The following is a 17476-nucleotide window of genomic DNA, read 5'->3' on the forward strand; positions in this document are numbered from 1 at the left end:
ATTTCCTTCAAGGCCACGTTTGTTCCTCCGCGATGGGGCGCGAGGAATTCGCCTGGGTCGTCCGATTTCCTGGACCCACCTCCGCCCAGGTGGGCTTTCACCTTCCCACCTGACCGCTAGGGTAGCACCCTTCACATGACCTTGAAAGTGGTGGCTCTGAAACCATCGATCGCTATTGGCTTGACCCTGCCACCAGTGTATTGGATTTGACTTGGTCACGAAGACCTCGGTTCCCTGAGGCAGATTCAAGAGCAAGTTGAGTTCGAAGATGAAGAGGACCGGACCATATTTATTTGGTCCTTTCTTTCGACCTCCTTGTCTGTGGATGTCAACATGATCGAGGAAGAGGCAGTGCCAGATTTGGAACTTCTTGTCGAGTTCATCTGACATAGGCTGCGGCGTCTGTGGGAGATTGTAATGCTCGGCGAATTTGCGTGACACTAGGCCACCCTGCTCCAAAAAGGTGCAGCTCGTCGTCACTGAGTTCGCGTGGTGGAGGCGAGTAGCGCCGATCCTTTCTAATACTGCGTAGACCTCCTCTGGCTTCATGACCAAGTACCTCCATTCATTGGAGCCACCAGACGCGAGAGACAGCACGGCGGGCCTGTGGAGGGGCTCCAGGAGCGCGGCAGCCGACGCTCGGGCGAGTGCGGTGCCAAGGGCGGGCAGCGGCACCTCGGGGACCGTGGAGCGTGCCGACGTGTGCCTGCTCTGCTCACAGCCGACGCAGCAGGAGCCAGCCGGTTATGGGGGCAGTTTCGCCTAGTCGGCGGTTTCGCCTAGAAATGGTCGAAAAGCAGCGATCCACCCCTTAAAACTCAAAACGGGATGGGACGCGGGCGGCTCACGGTGAATGCATTCAGGATTCAGGCTCCGCCGTGAACAGATCGCCAGAGGGCCCGCGAGTTTTTTTGGAAATTTTCTGAGCGTGTACGACCTCCGAGCAAGGTTGAGAGCGGCCCCGCATCGGAAAAGCTTGCCGGGGGGGCGTCCTTCCATGCGCGGCACCCGGAGGGAAACGCTAGCACTGGCACGCGGTCAAGCCGCCAAGACCTGAATCTATAAACCCCATACGAAAAAGGTCGTGTAGTATAGGAGAATATATACATATATGAGGTAGAAGGCTATGGAGGTTTAGAAAACCAGCTCAAAGACGCATGACGTGAGCCACTTTTCCCCGGCGAGGCTGCCTGCCGTTCAAGGCACCAAGCCCCCAGACCCGGCAAGGTGTCACGCTGTCAAGCCGTCAAGCCTTGAATCTATAAACTCCTATAGAAAAAGCTCATGTAGGATATAGGAATATATGAGGTATAGGGCTATAGGATTGTTGGAACAGCCCAATTGACGCTTGACGGTTGACACCCGCCGTCCCGCTGCCGCTGCCTGCCTGAGCCACGTCAAGAATCCGCACCCATTTAGGAGTTGTGGAAAAGCCCATCCTGTCGCCAGCCCCGCGCCTGCCCACGCCCCCAGGGTCTGATTCCAGTGCGCCTGAATTCCTGACCGTGGACGAAGCCGCCGTTCTCCTGCGCGTGAACCGGAAAACGCTCTATGAGTCGATCCGGCGCGGCGAGGTGCCGGGGGCGGTCCACCTTGGTCGATCTGTCCGACTTCGCCGGAGCGTTCTGCTATCCTGGACGCCGGGTAACAGCAGTCCCGCGCTTGGAAAAAAGCCATGAGCGTCAGACTGCGGAAGTGGAAGACGAAGGAGGGCAAGGTGCAGGAAGCGTGGTGGATCGACGTCAAGTATCAGCACCCGAGCGGGAGGGTTGAGCGCGTGCGCAAGGCATCGCCTATCAACACTCGCCGGGGCGCTGAGGAATACGAGCGTCAGATTCGGCACGCACTCCTCACGGGTTCCTTCGGAAAGGAAAAGCAGAGCGAGGCGGGGCAAATGCCTACCGTTGAAGAGTTTGTCCCGCGCTTCCTCACGTACAGCGAGAACAACAACAAATATTCAAGCGTTGTATCCAAGCGCCAAATCCTCGATCAGCACGTCATTCCGGCTCTTGGTCGTATGCCGTTGGACTCCGTCGGTCTGGCTGAGATCGAGGATTTCAAAGCGGCTATGCGCAAGAAGACGTCGGGAGCCCGCGCCCGGAAGGATGCCCCCACGCGGGCAGCCCTTCGCAAGCGTAAGGACATCCAGCCCGCGCTTTTGAGCCTCAAGACCATCAACAATGCGCTAACGGTGCTCCGCAAGATGCTGTCGCTCGCACAGGAGCACGGCATCATCACGCACGTTCCGCGCGTCAAGCTCTTCAAGACTGCGAAGGCGGCGTTTGACTTTCTCAGCTTTGAGGAAGCCGAGCGGGTGGTCGCCGCTGCGGCCCCTGACTGGCGCGCGGTCGTGCTCGTGGCGCTCAAGACGGGACTACGGCAAGGCGAGCTGATCGGGCTCCAGTGGGGCGACGTGGACTTGCAGCGCGGCAAGCTGCACGTCCGGCGTACCATCTGGCGCGGGGTGACGGGGCTTCCCAAGGGCGGGCGCGAGCGGACGGTCGATCTGCCCGGCTCGGCAGTGGAAGCGCTCAGGGCTCACAGGCACCTGCGCGGTCCCTACGTGTTCTGTCAGGCGGACGGGCAGCCGCACACGAACGGCACCATGAAGGGCCCTCTGGAGCGCGCTCTTCGCGAGGCGGACATCTGCCGCGAGCAGGGCCGCATTGGGTGGCACGACCTGCGGCACACCTACGGGAGCCACCTCGCGATGCGTGGCGTGCCGCTCAAGGCGATCCAGGAGCTGATGGGACACGCGACCATCGAGATGACAGAGCGCTATGCGCACCTGTCCCCCGAGGTACGGGCGAGCGCCGTGCAGCAGCTCGACCTTCCTGTGCCCCAGCTCCAAGCCGCTCCGGCCAGAAGCGCCGAAGGGGCACACTGAGGGCACATGCGGAAACGAGGGCAAAGAAAAAGCCCAGTAACCCCTCGGGATTACTGAGCTTCTGAGTGTGGAGGCGGCGGGAATCGAACCCGCCGCCTGGCACTCCCAGCGTGGGCCTGGCGGAGTCTCGTGGGAGCCTGGCGGTAGCATGTGCCCTGGCGAGGTGTGGCTGGGAAGGGGCTGGTGGGGGCGCACGGCTTCGCGCGGGTGCGCTGCGAGAGTTGCAAGGACGAGCTTCTCGTCGCCTTCTCGTGCAAGGGTCGAGGGGTGTGCCCCTCCTGCAACGCGAAGCGCGCGCATGTAACGGCCGTGCACGTGTCCTTCATCCAGTTCTTCGGTTCGGCCTTGCAGGGGACTCCGCACTTCCACTCGCTGGTGCCGGATGGCGTCTTCGTGCCGAGAGAGGGCGGCGTGCACTTCGAGGGGTTGGCGCCACCCCCCCGCGGGGAATTTCTCCGGGCAAGCGGCGCGTCGTTTCCGTTCAGGGCCGGGGCGTGTAGAGCTCCGCCACGGGCCCGCCCGTCACCTCCCGCGGCCCTCCCACGGCGAGCACCCGGCCGTCGGGCAGCAGCGTCGCCGTGTTGAACCAGTGGTCCGCGCACGTGTACCCCGTCAGGCTCCAGGAGTTGGAGACCGGGTCATACTCCTCCGACGAGGAGCTTCCCCCCATGACGAGCACCCGGCCGTTGGGCAGCAGCGTCGCCGTTTCGTGCGCCAGCGGCTGGGCCATGGTTCCCGCGGAGCTCCACGTGCCCGTGCCCGGGTCATACACCTCCGCCGGGATGCCTCCCGTGACGAGCACCCGGCCGTCGAGCAGCAACGTCGCCGTGTTCCCCGCGCCAGGCATGGCCGCCGCAAGGCTCCAGGTGCCCGTGCCCGGGTCATACAGCTCCGCGCTCGTGGCGGCATCGCCGCGGCCTCCGATGACGAGCACCGTGCCATTGGGCAGCAGCGTCGCCCCGTGCTCGAAGCGAGGCACGGCCATGGTCCCCGTGGCGCTCCACGTGCCCGTCACCGGGTCATACACCTCCGCTGTCGCGAGCATGCCGCCACGTTGATCGCCCCCCGTGACGAGCACCTTGCCGTCGGGCAGCAGCGTCGCCGTGTGCCCGACGCGCGACTCGGCCATGGCGCCCGTGGCACTCCAGGTGCCTGTGCCCGGGTCGTACACCTCCGCGAGGGTGCCATCAATCCCGTCTCCCCCCGCGACGAGCACCCGGCCGTCGGCCAGCAGCGTCGCCGTGTGGTAGCCACGCGGGTGGAGCATGGAGCCCGTGAGGCTCCAGGTGCCTGTGCCCGGGTCATACACCTCGGCGGTCTCGGTGGCGCCACCACTGTAGCCCCCCGCGACGAGCACCTTGCCGCCCGGCAGCGACGTCGCCGTGTGGAAGTAGCGAGTCCGGGACAGGCTCCCTGTCAGGTTCCAGCCCACGAAGGGCGCTTCCGGCGTGAACAGCTCCGCGGTGGCGGGGCTGTCCCACTCGCCCCCCACGACGAGCACCTTGCCGCCCGGCAGCAGCGTCGCCGTGTGCCGGTACCGGCTCGCGGCCATGCGGGTTGCGGAGGTCCAGGTGCCCGAGGCGGGGTCATAGAGGTTGCCCGTCGGCACGCCGCCGCGTCTGTAATTGTATCCCCCGGGAACGAGCACCCGCCCATCGGGCAGCAGGACGGCCGGGTGGGAGCTGCGGAACTCGGAAATGCCGCCCGCGGCACTCCACGTGCCCGTCGCGGGGTCATACACCTCGGCGAGCAGCGCGGGAGCCTCGTAGGCATTGCCCCCGGCGACGAGCACCTTGCCATTGGCCAGCAGCGTCGCCGAGTGCCCGACGCGCGGCTCGGCCATGGAGCCCGTGGCGCTCCACGTGCCCGTGCCCGGGTCGTACACCTCCGCCGCTATCGAGCCGTTTCCCGTGACGAGCACCTTGCCGCCGGGTAGCAGCGTGGCGGTGTGTGCGGAGGCAACCACCGTCATGGAGCCCGTGGCGCTCCACGTGCCCGTGGTGGAGTCATACACCTCCGCCGTGACGGCTCCCGCGACGAGCACCTTGCCGCCCGGCAGCAGCGTGGCGGTGTGCGCGGAGAGGGGCCCGGCCATGGAGCGCGTGGGGCTCCACGTGCCCGTGGCGGGGTCATACACCTCCGCCGTCGCGAGAGGGCCGCTGCGCCCAGTGCCTCCCGTGACGAGCACCTTGCCGTTGGGCAGCAGCGTCGCCGTGTGCCTGCTGCGCGCCTCGGTCATGGAGCCCGTGGGGCTCCAGGTGCCCGTGCCCGGGTCGTACACCTCCGCCGTCGCGAAGGGCGTGTACGGGTCGTCCCCTCCGGCGATGAGCACCTTGCCGTTGGGCAGCAGCGTCGCCGTGTGACTGTTGCGAGCCTGGGACAGGGTGCCCGCGGAGACCCACGCCGGGCCACACGCCTCCAGGCCCGTCACCGGGAAGCTCTTGCTGGCCGTCAGGCCAAAGGCATTGGTGACGGTGGCGGTGATGACAGGGGGCGTGGAGGCACAGGACGGGGCCCTCCAGGTGACACGGCTGCGGGAGGTGTCCTCCACCGGGGTGCCCAGCGTGCCCGTGCTGGCCGTCCACGCGAAGGAGAGCGCCGAGCCCTCGGGGTCGCTCGCCACCACCTCGAGGGTGAGCACCTGGGAGGCCGTCGCCGTGTCCGAGGAGCGGAAGGCGGAGGTGATGAAGGGAGGGAAGTGGCTGGGGCTGGAGACATTGCGGACGCACAGGGCCACGGTGCCGGTGGCCTCGCCTCCATGCCCATCCGTCACGGAGACGGTGAGGCGGCAGTTGTTACAAGCACTCGCGGGCAGCGCGCTGGGGGTGAAGCGCGCGGAGGGAGACGAGGCCCCGCTCCAGGAGCCGGCGCACGAGGAGGACCAGGCATAGGAGAGCCCATCCCCCTCCGCGTCCGAGGCCGAGACAGACACGGCCGTGGCCTGTCCCACGGCCAGCTGGGTGGGCGCGGCACTCATCCCCGTTACCTGGGGAGCGGTGTTGAAGGAGACGGAGATGCGGGCGCGGCTGCGCGCGGCGCCAGGCGTGACGTTGACGGTGAGGGACGCGCTGGAGGACAGGCCCCGGGAGTCCGTGGCGGTGAAGGTCAGGGTCTGCAGCCCCACCGTGGCCGGGGCCGTCCAGGAGGTGGAGGCCGCCGTGGCCGAGGCGAAGCTGCCCGCCGTGGAGGTCCAGGCCAGTGAGAGGCTGTCCTCCGCATCGGGGTCATGCACGGTGGCCATCAGCGAGAGCGTGCCTCCGGCGGCCACGGAGGTGGAGGAGGCCACGAGCGAGTCGATGACAGGTGCCTCGTTGAGCAAGGGAGGCACGGGGGTGACTTCATGCAGGGTGATGGCGACGAGGGCCGTCGTGTCCGCGGTGAGGGTAACGCCGGAGACAGCGCCCTCGAAGCGCAGGGTGCCCGAGGCATCGAAGGCCTGGGCGGCGAAGGAGCGGTCCGGGCCCGCGGGGAGGTTCTCCAGGATGCCCTCCCAGACGCCATGGGAGGCCACGAGGTCCACGGCGACGGGGGAGAAGTCGGAGGCGCTGGCGGTGACGGTGACGCGGGAGACGGAGGAGGAGAGCGCCTGGGGGACGGAGACGGCGAGCTGGACCGAGCCGGTGGTGGAAGAAGACACACAGCCCGCGAGCAGTGCCAGCGCCAACACCAGGCGGGGAAAATGCCATGACATGAGGGAGCCCCCTGCGGAGAGGGCGGATGATGACACCTCCGCCCCCAGTGAGGCCACCGGCAAGGGTTCAGGGCCGGGACGCGTAGAGCTCCGCCGTCGCTTCAGGCATGGTGAACAGCCCCCCTGCGACGAGCACCTGGCCATCGGGCAGCAGCGTCGCCGTGTGAAGCACGCGGTCCTGGAGCAGGTAACCCGTCAGCGTCCAGGAGTTGGAGACCGGGTCATACTCCTGCGTTGCCCCCAAGGTGCTGCCACCCCCCGCGACGAGCACCCTGCCGCCCGGCAGCAGCGTCGCCGTGTGAAACCCGCCCATGTTGAGCATGGGGCCCGTGAAGCTCCAGGTCCCCGTGCCCGGGTCATACACCTCCGCGCTCGAGGGGGACGTGAGACTTCCGTCCCCTCCGGTGACGAGCACCCTGCCATCCGGCAGCCGCGTGGCCCTGTGCTCGGAGCGAGTCACGGCCATGGCGCCCGTGACGCTCCACGTGCCCGTGCCCGGGTCATACACCTCCGCCGCCGTCGAGCCGTTTCCCGTGACGAGCACCTTGCCATTGGCCAACAGCGTCGCCGTGGGGGCGGAATGCGGCTCGGTCATGGAGCCCGTGAGGCTCCACGTGCCCGTGGCCGGGTCATACACCTCCGCCGCCGTCGAGCCGTTTCCCGTGACGAGCACCTTGCCATTGGCCAGCAGCGTCGCCGTGAGGTTGACACGCGCCTCGGTCATGGAGCCCGTGGCACTCCAGGTCCCCGTGTCCGGGTCATACACCTCCGCCGTCGCGAGGAGCTCGGGGGTCCCGGTGCCTCCGACTCCTCCGGTGACGAGCACCTTGCCGCCCGGCAGCAGCGTCGCCGTGTGCAGGAAGCGAGACGTGGCCATGGAGCCCGTGGCGCTCCACGTGCCTGTCGCGGGCTCATACACCTCCGCTGTCGCGAGGAAACCGCTTCTCCCCTGGCCCCCCGTCACGAGCACCTTGCCGCCCGGCAGCAGCGTCGCCGTGTGCTGGAAGCGGGCCTCGGCCAGGCTCCCCGTCCGGTTCCAGCCCACGGAAGGCGCTTCGGGTGTGAAGAGCTCCGCCGAGGCCAGGATGCCACCGTCCCCTTGGCCCCCCGTCACGAGCACCTTGCCGCTGGCCAGCAGCGTCGCCGCGAAGAAGTAACGCACCGAGGCCATGGCCGTCACATTGGTCCAGGTGCCCGAGACGGGATTGTAGGTCTCCGCCATGGACAGCCAACCGCGCCCTCCATGAAACCCACCCATGATGAGCACCCTGCCATCCGGCAGCGCGACCGCCTGGTGCATTTCACGGGACAGGCACAGGGGCGCCGTGACGCTCCAGGTGCCCGTGCCCGGGTCATACACCTCCGCCGTCGTGTCGTCGGATCCTCCCGCGACGAGCACCTTGCCATTGGCCAGCAGCGTGGCCGTGTGCCAGTAGCGAGGCGCGGCCATGGAGCCCGTGGCGCTCCAGGTGCCCGTGCCCGGGTCATACACCTCCGCCGTCGCCAGGAGAGCGCCGGCTCCGGCGCCCCCCATGACGAGCACCCTGCCATCGGGCAGTCGCGCCGCTTGAAGCCAGACGCGAGCCGCGGCCATGGGGCCCGTGAGGCTCCAGGTGTCCGTGACCGGGTCATACACCTCCGCGGTGAGGGAAGTGCCACTGTTTCCAGTCCCCCCCGCGACGAGCACCTTGCCGTCGGTCAGCAGGGTCGCCGTGTGCCCGATGCGCGTCTCGCTCATGGGGCTCGCGGCGCTCCACGTGCCCGTGCCCGGGTCATACAGCTCCGCGCTCTCATCGTAGCCACCCGTGACGAGCACCTTGCCATTGGGCAGCAGGGTCGCCGTATGCCAGAAGCGAGCCCGAGCCATGGAGCCCGTGGGGCTCCACGTGCCCGTCGCGGGGTCGTACACCTCCGCCGTCGCCAGCAAGCCGGAGACGTCTTCTCCTCCCGCGACGAGCACCTTGCCATCGGCCAGCAGCGTCGCCGTGTGAAGGGTGCGCCCCTGGGCCATGGCGCCCGCGGAGACCCATGCCCGCGCACAGGCGTCCGGGCCCGTCACCGGGAAGCTCTTGCTGGCCGTCAGGCCAAAGGCATTGGTGACGGTGACGGTGATGAGCGGGGAGGCGGGGGTGGAGGTACAGGCGGGGGCCGTCCAGGAGATGCGGCTGCGGGCGTTGTCCTCCACCGGGGTGCCCAGCGTGCCATTGCTGGCCGTCCACGCGAAGGAGAGCGCCGAGCCCTCGGGGTCATAGGCCACCACCTCGAAGGTGAGCACCTGGGCTGCCGTCGCCGTGTCCGAGGAGCGGAAGGCGGAGGTGATGACAGGGTTGAAGTGCGTGGGGCTGGGGACACTCCGGACGCACAGGGCCACGGTGCCGGTGGCCTCGCCTCCACGTCCATCCGTCACGGAGACGGTGAGGTTGCAGTTGTTGCAAGCACTCGTGGGGAGCGCGCTGGGGGTGAAGCGCGCGGAGGGCGAGGAGGCCCCGCTCCAGGAGCCGGCGCACGAGGCAGCCCACGCGTAGGAGAGCGCATCGCCCTCCGCATCCGAGGCGGAGGCGGAGACGGCGGTGGCCTGTCCCACGGCCAGCTGCGTCGGCGCGGCGCTCAGCAGCGTCACCCGGGGCGCGGTGTTGAAGGAGAGGGAGATGCGGGCGCGGCTGCGCGCGGCGCCAGGCGTGACGTTGAGGGTGAGGGACGCGCTGGAGGACAGGCCCCGGGAGTCCGTGGCAGTGAAGGTCAGGGTCTGCAGCCCCACCGTGGCCGGGGCCGTCCAGGAGGTGGAGGCCGCCGTGGCCGAGGAGAAGGCGCCCTCGGGGGAGGACCAGCTCAGGGACAGGGTGTCCTCCGCATCGGGGTCATGCACGGAGGCTGTCAGGGTGACGGTGCCCCCGGCGGCCACGGAGGTGGAGGAGACGACGAGCGAGTCGATGATGGGCGCCTCGTTGAGGAAGGGAGGCACGGGGGTGACTTCATGCAGGGTGAGGGCGACGAGGGCCGTCGTGTCCGCGGTGAGGGTGACGCCAGAGACAGCGCCCTCGAGGCGCAGGGTGCCCGAGGCATCGAAGGCCTGGGCAACGAAGGAGCGATCCGGGCCCGCGGGGAGGTTCTCCAGGATGCCCTCCCAGACGCCGTTGGAGGAGGCGAGGTCCACGGAGCGGGGAGAGAAGTCAGGGGCGCTGACGGTGACGGTGACGCGGGAGACGGAGGAGAGCGCCTGGGGGACGGAGACGGCGAGCTGGACCGAGCCGGTGGAGGAAGAAGACGAACAGCCCGTGAGCAGCGCCAGCGCCAGCGCCAGCGCCAGGCGGGGAGAATGCCGTGTCATGAAGCCCCCTGCGGAGAGGGGGAATTATGGCATCCCCGCTTCCGACGAGGCCACTGGCAAGGTGAAGCGGAAGGTGGAGCCCGCCCGGGGGTGCTCTCCACCCAGATGCATCCGCCGTGGGCCTCCTCTCCGGTTGACTCCGGGGAGGGGCGTTCTCATTGGAGGGGGTCCATGTCAGCGGCCTGCCAGTGAGCTCGCCGTGCCCCGGCGTGGCGGGTGCGGTAGCGTGGAGGCATGAAGCTCGTCGCGACCGTGCATGCAGCCGCCAACCTGGAGAGCGCGGTGGACGCGTTTGGGGCCGCCACCGGCCTCACCCCTGCCGAGGCGCGCATGCGACTGGTGACCGAGGCGCCCATGCTCCTCGCGAGTCTGCCTCCCGAGCGAGCGGAGGCGCTCGTGGAGGCACTGCGTCAGGCGGGGCTGGAGGTGCTCGCGGTGGACGCGGCGGTGCCTTCCGACGCCGAGCGCACCGTGGCCCGCACCTTCACGCTCGGACCCATGGGGGCCACCTTCCAGCCGCGCACGGGAGCCGCCGTGGAGCTGCCCTGGAGCGAGGTGGGCGCCATCCTGCGAGGCTCCAGCTCGGTGCGCTCCGAGACGGAGACGGTGCACGAGTCGAAGAAGGCCTCGCTGGTCATGACGCTCGCCAGCCAGGGGCTGAAGACCACGCGCACGGTGGAGCGAACGGAGCGCTCGCAGCAGGAGGAGACCGAGCAGGTCCTCTTCGTGTACGGGCGAGGCGGCCAGCGCATCGCGCTGCGCGAGCGGGAGCTGGACTTCTCGTGCCTGGGGGCGGCGATGCAGCCGACGCGGATGGCCAACATGGTGGCGCTGGCACGGCTGCTGAAGGAGAAGGCGCCCGGGGCCTTCTACGACGAGCGACTGGTGCGGCTGGGCCGCCGGCCGCTCCCGCCGTTCGTGAGCAGTGGGGAGTCGCTCGCGCAGGTGGGCAAGACGGCGCAGAAGCGGCTCGACACCTCGCGAGGACTGGACGTGCTCGCCGAGGTGCTGTGGCGTGGGGTTGTGGCGAGACTGCTGCCCTGACGTGGTGCTCGTCGTCTCGGTCGACGAGCACCTGTGGCCGCGGGGGCACGCGCGGGAGGGCCCGGTGTTGCCTCTGAGGCCACAGGCCACGGGGCGTGATTTTCCAGGGAGGCAGGGGCCCGCGGCTCCGGGAAGACGGGGACGGGACGCTCCGGCGAGATGCTCCGGCGGCAACCCGCATGGGCGGGGCTAGGGCGGACGGTCCCTTGGTGCATCCCTTGCACAAGACCCATGGCATCTCGCTACCCCCCTGGAGCCCACCATGCGCCTTCCCGTGATCGCCGCCGCCACGTTCGCCCTCGCCGCCTTCTCCGCCGCCGCCCGGCCCAATCCCTATGGCCCGGGCACGACCACGGGCGAGGTCTACGGCGGCTCGGCCTGGTACAACTCCCAGCTGGGCGGCGTCTCCGTGACGGGCGCGACCTACCAGGAGTGCGCGGACCGGCTGGCTGCCGCCATCGCCGCCCGGCCCACCTGGACCGTGACGTCCATCACGCCGTGCGCCAAGTGGCCGCCCTTCATCCGCATCAACTCCACGGATGTGGAAACGGCCCGCGCCGAGGCCCTCCAGGTCCTCCAGATCGACCGCGACCTGCGCACCCAGTTCCGTGTCGATCAGTACGAGACGACCGTGCAGGCCACCTTCTCCACCGTGAACGTGTGCGAGTAGTCAGCGCCCGTCCAACAGGCCCATCCGGTCCTTGAGTCGCAGCACCCGCCGCGTCCAGGCGGGCGAGCCGCTCGGCATCCTCACCCACCAGCGCGGTGAGGATGCCGAAGGAGTCCAGGCCGCCCGGCCAGTCGGGGGCGAGGAACGGGTTTTGGTCCAAATCTGGTCCAACAAGAACCGATCTGGTCCCCCAAGGCGATCCGCGCCTCCTCGTTAGGAGTGGGTTTGACTCGAGGCGGCGGGCAACCTCTGCTCTTCACCGGGCTGGGCACACGTGTGCCTATAGCGGCTGTAGGGCCGGGACACGGGCCCGGCCAACGGCTCGGGTGGCACCCGGCAGCAGCACTCCTTCCCCGCTGGGCCCTGGGCCGCACCCCGCCAATGGGCCTCCATTTCTCTATCGTTCGGCTGTATGTCACGGGCCCGTCCACGAAGAAGGTCGCTGGGCTCAGAACGTGGATCGCGCGGGGAGAAACCGCCCTGCGCGCGCCGACGCGGAAACCGGGAGGAGGCACACGATGAACATCCTGCTGTGGGTCCTGCAGGTCCTCGCCGCGCTCCTGTACGGAGCGTCGGGCGTCATGAAGGTCTTCATGTTCGACAAGGTAAGCGAGGGGGTCCCGTCCTTTGGTGCGTTGCCGCGGGAAGCCTGGAGGGCCCTCGGCATCCTCGAACTCGTCTGCATGGTCGGGCTGATCGTCCCCGCTGCCTTCCACTGGCAGCCGGCGCTCACGGTGGTGGCCGCCACGGTCCTGGCGCTCGAGAGCCTCGTGTTCATCTGGGTGCACGTCAAATACCGCGAGATCCCGCCCATCATCTTGAGCGGCGTGCTGGGCCTCCTCATGGCGTTCATCGCGTACGGCCGGATGGTCCTGAAGCCGATCTTCTGAACGGCCGACCTCGTCCGGCGGCGTCCGAATGTCCGGACGCCTGACGGAGGCCGGTTCCTGCGGGCCGAGCCGTTTGCGTGCGGCATGCTTGCTTGGCCGTCGCCGTTGGCGAGGTGTTTCGCAGCCAAGGCGCGGATGCGTTGGAAGTCGGCAGCACCCGCATACCCGGCCCAAGCGCCTCAAGCGCAGCCCGCGGCTATCACCCGAGCCGCTCAGCGTGTCGATTCATCCACTCGCTCTTTCTGACTCCGGGCGTCCAGGACCACCTGTCCGTCCTTCATCACGAACCGCACTTGCTTCAGCGCCCCGATGTCCTTCAGCGGGTCGCCCTCCACCGCGAGCAGGTCCGCGAGCTTGTTCGGCTCGAGCGAGCCAATCTGGTCCTGCATGCGGAGCAGCTCCGCCGCGTTCACTGTCGCCGCGCGCAGGACGTCCACGGGCTCGAGGCCGGCCTCGGCATAGGCGCTGAACGACTTCACGCTGGCCTGTCCTCGCGTCAGCCCTGGCATCACGACGTACATGTCCGAGCCCGCGGCAAGCCGAACGCCCGCCGTCACCGCGCGACGGAGGTGGTCATGGGCCTTGGCGATGAGCTTCCTGCAGCGCTCCTTCGCATCGAACGAGTCGCACGCGTCCATCGAGCCCTCGGTAGGCACCATGAAGATGCGCTTGCGGGCCATGGGCGCCAGCACGTCATCGGGGAGGGAGTACGCGTGCTCGACGGAGTCGACGCCCGCCTGGACCGCGATGCGAATGCTCTCGTCGGTGGTGGTGTGCGCCGCCACCGGGCGCTTCCTGCGGTGGGCCTCCTCGACGATGACCTTCAGCTCCTCCAGCGAGAGGAGGTTGTGCCCGTTGTCGACGATGACCTTGATGCAGTCCGCGCCGTCGGAGATGGCCTGCCGTACGGCGCGCCGGGCCTCCTCCACGCCGGAGATGGTGACGTACTCCTGCTCGATGAGGGCCTGAGCTGGCGGTTGGAGCGTGGGGAACTGCCCGCCCTGTGGAGCGAGCGCGCGGGTGCAGGCGGAGATGCGCGGGCCCTGCACCCAGCCACGCTGGATGGCGTCGCGCAGCGCCACGTCCCCGTTGAGCCCGGAGTTGCCGAGGTCGCGCACCGTGGTGACGCCCGCCTCGAGCATTTCGTGGCCCAGCTTCGCGCCCAGGAGCGCGCGCTCGGCGGTACTCCTCTGGGCGACGGTGGAGAGCAGGCTGTCGCCGCCGCTCTCCGCGTCGACCTCCAGCAGCAGGTGCGAGTGCGCGTCGATCAGCCCAGGCAGCAGGGTGACGTCGCCCAGGTCGATGACCCGTGTCCCCGAGGGGATGGAGAGGCCGGTGCCCACGGCCTGGATGCGCGAGCCTTCGATGAGCATGACCGCATCCGCCAGGACCCTGTCACTCTTCCCATCGAAGAGCCGCGCGGCGCGCAGGGCGATGCGCGTGGGCTCCGGGGAGGCGGGAGCCTGGGCCCATGACGGCATGGGAAGGCTCCACAGCAGGACGGTGCCAATGACAGTCGTGAAGAGTCGCCGGGAAGGGGAGGGCAAGGAGTGGCTCCTGGGCGCGAGGTGCTGAGCCACCGCACGGTCCCCGTCCTGTCTCGGGAAGGCAAGCGCCAGAGGAGGCTGCAGCCTCCACACGGCCTTTATTCCGCCTATGCGCACGCGTGCTCGAGGCCACGCTCCAGCACACCCGGGAAGAGATCCCCCGGCTCGGGCGTCCTCGGGCTGGTGCCTTTCCTTCGCATCCTCTCCTGGCTGCTCCTGGGCGCCGCCTGCCTGCTCTGGGCGGCGGCGCTCGGCTTCGTGGCGCTCTGGCCGCGGCACCCCACCGGTGCGCGCCAGCTGCACTGGAGGGATGCAACCGGGCGGGCCCTCGCCTCCGCGCCGAGCACCTGCGGCCAGGACACGCGCTTCCCCCTGCTCGTCCAGCAGAACCGCGTCTGGCTCCCCTGCCCCGCCGCGCCCGATCTGCCGGGCGGTGCGATCGCCCTGCTCGAACCAGCACGGGGTGAAGCCCGCCTCGTGGCCCCTCTGCCCGAGCGGTTGCCGCTCGAGCGCGTTGAGGGCCTGCTTCCAGGCTCGGGCGGCACCGTGGGCCTCGTGTACCGGGCGAGCAGCCCTCCGCACTCGGGCGGAGTGGCCGAGGTGCTCGTGGCGGGCGTGGCGAACGACGAGGGCTGGCAGGTGCCTCCCGAGCGCCTCCCCGGGGGGGCTGGAAGCCGATTGCTGGGCCTGGGCTGGTCGGGCCGCCAGTTGGAGGTGGCGCTCGCGCCCGCGCGCGGCGAGGACACCCACGCGGAGGCGGCGGACGCGGTGCTGGTGCGGGTGGGCGACACGGAGTTCCCCGTCACCGTCACCCGCGAGGAGATGTGCCTGTTCCTCCAGGACTGCGCCGTGCGCGTGGCCTACCGCGCGGCCCAGGCCGGCTGGCGCTTCCTCGTCGAGGACGGTGGCACCCTGCGCGAGGTGCGGGAGAGCGGCATCGGTGAGGCGGAAGGCCGGTCCATCGAATTGCTGGCCGGGCTCGACCTGCGCGTGGCCGGACGCCTGCGTCCCCCCAACCTGCCGCCCCGCTATCGGCTCGAACCCGATGGCACCATCCTCCCCTTGGAGCCACCGCCTTCCGGTCGGCGCCCATTGCCCGCTCCCGCGCTGGCCGAGGGCTCCCGGCTCGTGCCCCTCTCGCGCTCACTGCTGGAGCAGGGCCGAGGCGCCGTGCACGAATGGGAGGACCAGCGTTGGCACACGGCCGCCGCGGCGGATGGCACGCTGCGCGTGGAGGGAGACACCGGCGCACCGGCCGCCGTCGCGCGCCTCGAGGCGCCCTGCACCCGGCTCGCCTCGGGCTTCCTCGTTCCCCTGCGCCGGGGCCTCACGCTGCTGACCCCCGATGGGTGTTACGTGGGCCTCACCCGCTCGGGCCAGCGCGATGATCCGCTCAACCTCTTCGAGCACCTCGAGCGCCTCCACGTCCCCCATGCCGTGCCCGCGCTGCTCTGGGTCCTGCTCGGATGCCCGATGCTGCTCCTCCCCTCGGCCCTGCTGCGCTGGCCCCGGGACCCCGGACTCCGGCGCCTCTCCGGCACGCTGCTCTCCGCCTGCTACCTGTTCAGCGCCCTGCCGCTCATCCCATGGCTGCTGCCGCTTCTGTCCTGAGCGGCGCTCGAGCCTCGTGAGAATCGGTGCCGTCGAGGTACTGGCGGTACCACGCGGCGGTCTCCTCCAGTCCTTCCTCCAGCGAGTAATGCGGCGCCCAACCGAGGAGCCGCCGCGCCTTCTGGGCTGAGACCTGCTGGTGGAAGATCTCCCCATGCGCGGCCGGGATGACGTGCGGCTCGAGATCCTCTCGGAGCAGGAGCCGCTGGAGCATCCTCACGACCTGGAGGACCGTCCAGCTTCCCCCCATCGCGAAGTTGAACGCCTGTCCCTGGGCCACTCCGGCATCGAGCCCGTGGAACATCGCCATGTAGGCCCCCACCGCGTCGCGGACGTAGAGGAAGTCGCGCATGAAGTCGCCCCGGGCGGGGACTCGGACGAGCGGGGGCTCACCTGCCAGCAACCGGCGGAGGGTATTGGGGATGAGCCGGCTCCAGTTGAGGTCTCCCCCGCCGTAGATGTTGCCGAACCGGCCGATCGTCACCGGCAGGCCGTAGCTGTGCGCGTAGGCATGGGCGATGAGGTCCGCGCACGACTTCGAGACGTCATAGGGATGCCGGCCGCGCAGGGGCAGATCCTCGGTGTAGGGCAGCACGGGGCTGTCGCCGTAGGCCTTGTCGCTCGAGGCCACGATGACGCGCCGCACGGTGTCCGCGTTCTTCCGGCACGCCTCCAGGATGTTGTAGGTGCCCCGGACGTTGACCTCGAGCGCCAGGTGCGGAGCCTCGAAGGCGCGCCCCTCCAGGGAGATGGCCGCGAGGTGGAACACCGTATCCACCCCGCGCTCCGCGAGGAGCCGCTCGAGCAGGGAATAGTCCTCGACACCGCCGACGACGTTCTCGACCTGATGGATGATCCCGCTCCGGACGAAGCGCCCCCGCGGCTCCCACTGTGAGAGCAGGTTCACGACGGACGCGCCCCGTTGCACGAGGTGCTCGGCCAGCCAGGAGCCCATGAAGCCCGAGGCTCCGGTGACGAGGATGCGATGCGCGTGTAGGTCGGTCTGCATGAGGCACTTCTCCCGAGTCATGAACAGGGCCCCGAACGCGAGGCCAGTCGGGTCGAGACGAGGCCCCGGGATTCGTGACGGAAGCCGGCGCGCTCCGGCGGACGCCCGCCTGGAGAGCCGAAGCGTCGTGCATGCAACTGAGTCACGTTTGCTGAACTGAACGATGCACACCGTCGCGCCTAGCGGTATCGCGCACGAGCACTACATATTTCTCCCCCACGCACAGGAGAACGCCCCATGAAGCCGCTGCCCGCCAATCGTCCAGACCTCTGGAGCCAGTCGCAACGCGCCTGCACCCTGAAGGTTTCCCGGGCAGAGCTCGAGCACCGGCTGGGACCGGCGCTCGTGCATGACGAGGGCGATGGGCTCGGGCCCCGCTTCCGCTGGGGCTTCCAGTGCGACTGCGGCCTGGAGCTGGTGATCGATCTGCCGCGCACCGCCCAGGCGCGCGAGGGCGTGATGTGGATGGAGCACCTGGAGGTCGAGCACGCGCTCGCGCACCTGGACATGTCCATCAACCGCGTCCTCTGGCGGGCGGACATGGACGAGCCGCTGTCCCTCAATGGCTGGGCCGTGGTCCGGCGGGACGAGCCCGGCAACCGGTTCGATCTGTGCGTGCTGCCCGTCCAGGAACACGCCGAGTGCCTGGCCCGGCTCATCGAGGAGCGCGTCCCCGGCTATTTCAACGTGGAGCGCCGCGGCAAGCCGCCCATGCCGATGCGGCAGCACCACGAGACGGGCTACTACGCCGCCGGGTTCGCCTCCTAGTCCCTCGCACGCCTGCCCTGCCTGCGTGCGC

The 17476-nt window shown here is 69.1% G+C and carries 11 protein-coding genes and 1 pseudogene; 8 read left to right on the top strand and 4 right to left on the bottom strand.

Annotated elements, in window-relative coordinates; all coding sequences use genetic code 11:
- Nucleotides 1-1505: 1505 nt before the first annotated feature.
- The 3 genes and pseudogenes from ACJ8AN_RS09960 to ACJ8AN_RS09970 form a co-directional block, all read left to right on the top strand.
- Nucleotides 1506-1679 carry a helix-turn-helix domain-containing protein gene (locus ACJ8AN_RS09960; protein ID WP_407755044.1) on the top strand — a complete coding sequence of 58 codons (174 nt, stop codon included), beginning with the start codon at nt 1506-1508 and terminating at the stop codon, nt 1677-1679.
- Nucleotides 1676-2887: a tyrosine-type recombinase/integrase gene (locus tag ACJ8AN_RS09965; protein WP_407755045.1), complete on the top strand. Its 1212-nt coding sequence runs from the start codon at nt 1676-1678 to the stop codon at nt 2885-2887. The genes ACJ8AN_RS09960 and ACJ8AN_RS09965 overlap by 4 nt, the downstream gene beginning before the upstream one ends.
- Nucleotides 2888-3076: 189 nt before the next feature.
- Nucleotides 3077-3208 (top strand): annotated as a pseudogene (locus tag ACJ8AN_RS09970) (transposase zinc-binding domain-containing protein); the annotation flags it as partial.
- 160 nt (nt 3209-3368) lie between these two features.
- Here the strand turns inward: ACJ8AN_RS09970 and ACJ8AN_RS09975 are convergent.
- Both ACJ8AN_RS09975 and ACJ8AN_RS09980 read right to left on the bottom strand, forming a co-directional pair.
- Nucleotides 3369-6578, bottom strand: a complete 3210-nt coding sequence (locus tag ACJ8AN_RS09975) for a kelch repeat-containing protein (RefSeq protein ID WP_407755046.1) — start codon at nt 6576-6578, stop codon at nt 3369-3371.
- Between the two features lie 67 nt (nt 6579-6645).
- A complete protein-coding gene (locus tag ACJ8AN_RS09980) occupies nt 6646-9906 on the bottom strand; it encodes a kelch repeat-containing protein (protein ID WP_407755047.1) in 3261 nt (1086 codons plus the stop codon).
- Nucleotides 9907-10140: 234 nt separating this feature from the next.
- On the opposite strand from ACJ8AN_RS09980, the gene ACJ8AN_RS09985 reads away from it, so the two are divergent.
- The 3 genes from ACJ8AN_RS09985 to ACJ8AN_RS09995 all read left to right on the top strand — a co-directional run bounded on the left by ACJ8AN_RS09985 (nt 10141) and on the right by ACJ8AN_RS09995 (nt 12510).
- On the top strand, nt 10141-10950 hold the full coding sequence (locus tag ACJ8AN_RS09985) for a hypothetical protein (RefSeq protein ID WP_407755048.1): 810 nt from the start codon (nt 10141-10143) through the stop codon (nt 10948-10950).
- A 262-nt stretch (nt 10951-11212) separates the two neighbouring features.
- Complete coding sequence (locus ACJ8AN_RS09990) at nt 11213-11620, top strand: hypothetical protein (RefSeq protein ID WP_407755049.1); 408 nt, start codon at nt 11213-11215, stop codon at nt 11618-11620.
- Between the two features lie 518 nt (nt 11621-12138).
- Nucleotides 12139-12510 carry a DoxX family protein gene (locus tag ACJ8AN_RS09995; protein WP_407755050.1) on the top strand — a complete coding sequence of 124 codons (372 nt, stop codon included), beginning with the start codon at nt 12139-12141 and terminating at the stop codon, nt 12508-12510.
- A 212-nt stretch (nt 12511-12722) separates the two neighbouring features.
- Here the strand turns inward: ACJ8AN_RS09995 and ACJ8AN_RS10000 are convergent, their stop codons facing one another.
- Nucleotides 12723-13991, bottom strand: coding sequence for an amidohydrolase family protein (locus ACJ8AN_RS10000; protein WP_407755051.1), 1269 nt, complete (start codon nt 13989-13991; stop codon nt 12723-12725).
- Between the two features lie 249 nt (nt 13992-14240).
- Between ACJ8AN_RS10000 and ACJ8AN_RS10005 the strand changes: the two genes are divergently transcribed.
- The gene (locus tag ACJ8AN_RS10005; RefSeq protein WP_407755052.1) at nt 14241-15668 is read left to right on the top strand and encodes a hypothetical protein; all 1428 of its coding nucleotides are present in this window, start codon (nt 14241-14243) and stop codon (nt 15666-15668) included.
- Here the strand turns inward: ACJ8AN_RS10005 and ACJ8AN_RS10010 are convergent.
- Nucleotides 15637-16677: an NAD-dependent epimerase/dehydratase family protein gene (locus ACJ8AN_RS10010; protein ID WP_407755053.1), complete on the bottom strand. Its 1041-nt coding sequence runs from the start codon at nt 16675-16677 to the stop codon at nt 15637-15639. The two genes, ACJ8AN_RS10005 and ACJ8AN_RS10010, sit on opposite strands and share 32 nt — an antisense overlap.
- A 237-nt stretch (nt 16678-16914) precedes the next feature.
- On the opposite strand from ACJ8AN_RS10010, the gene ACJ8AN_RS10015 reads away from it, so the two are divergent.
- Nucleotides 16915-17445, top strand: a complete 531-nt coding sequence (locus tag ACJ8AN_RS10015; RefSeq protein ID WP_407755054.1) for a hypothetical protein — start codon at nt 16915-16917, stop codon at nt 17443-17445.
- The last annotated feature ends 31 nt before the right edge of the window (nt 17446-17476 follow it).

The organism is Archangium sp. (assembly GCF_045802675.1).
Lineage (GTDB): Bacteria > Myxococcota > Myxococcia > Myxococcales > Myxococcaceae > Archangium.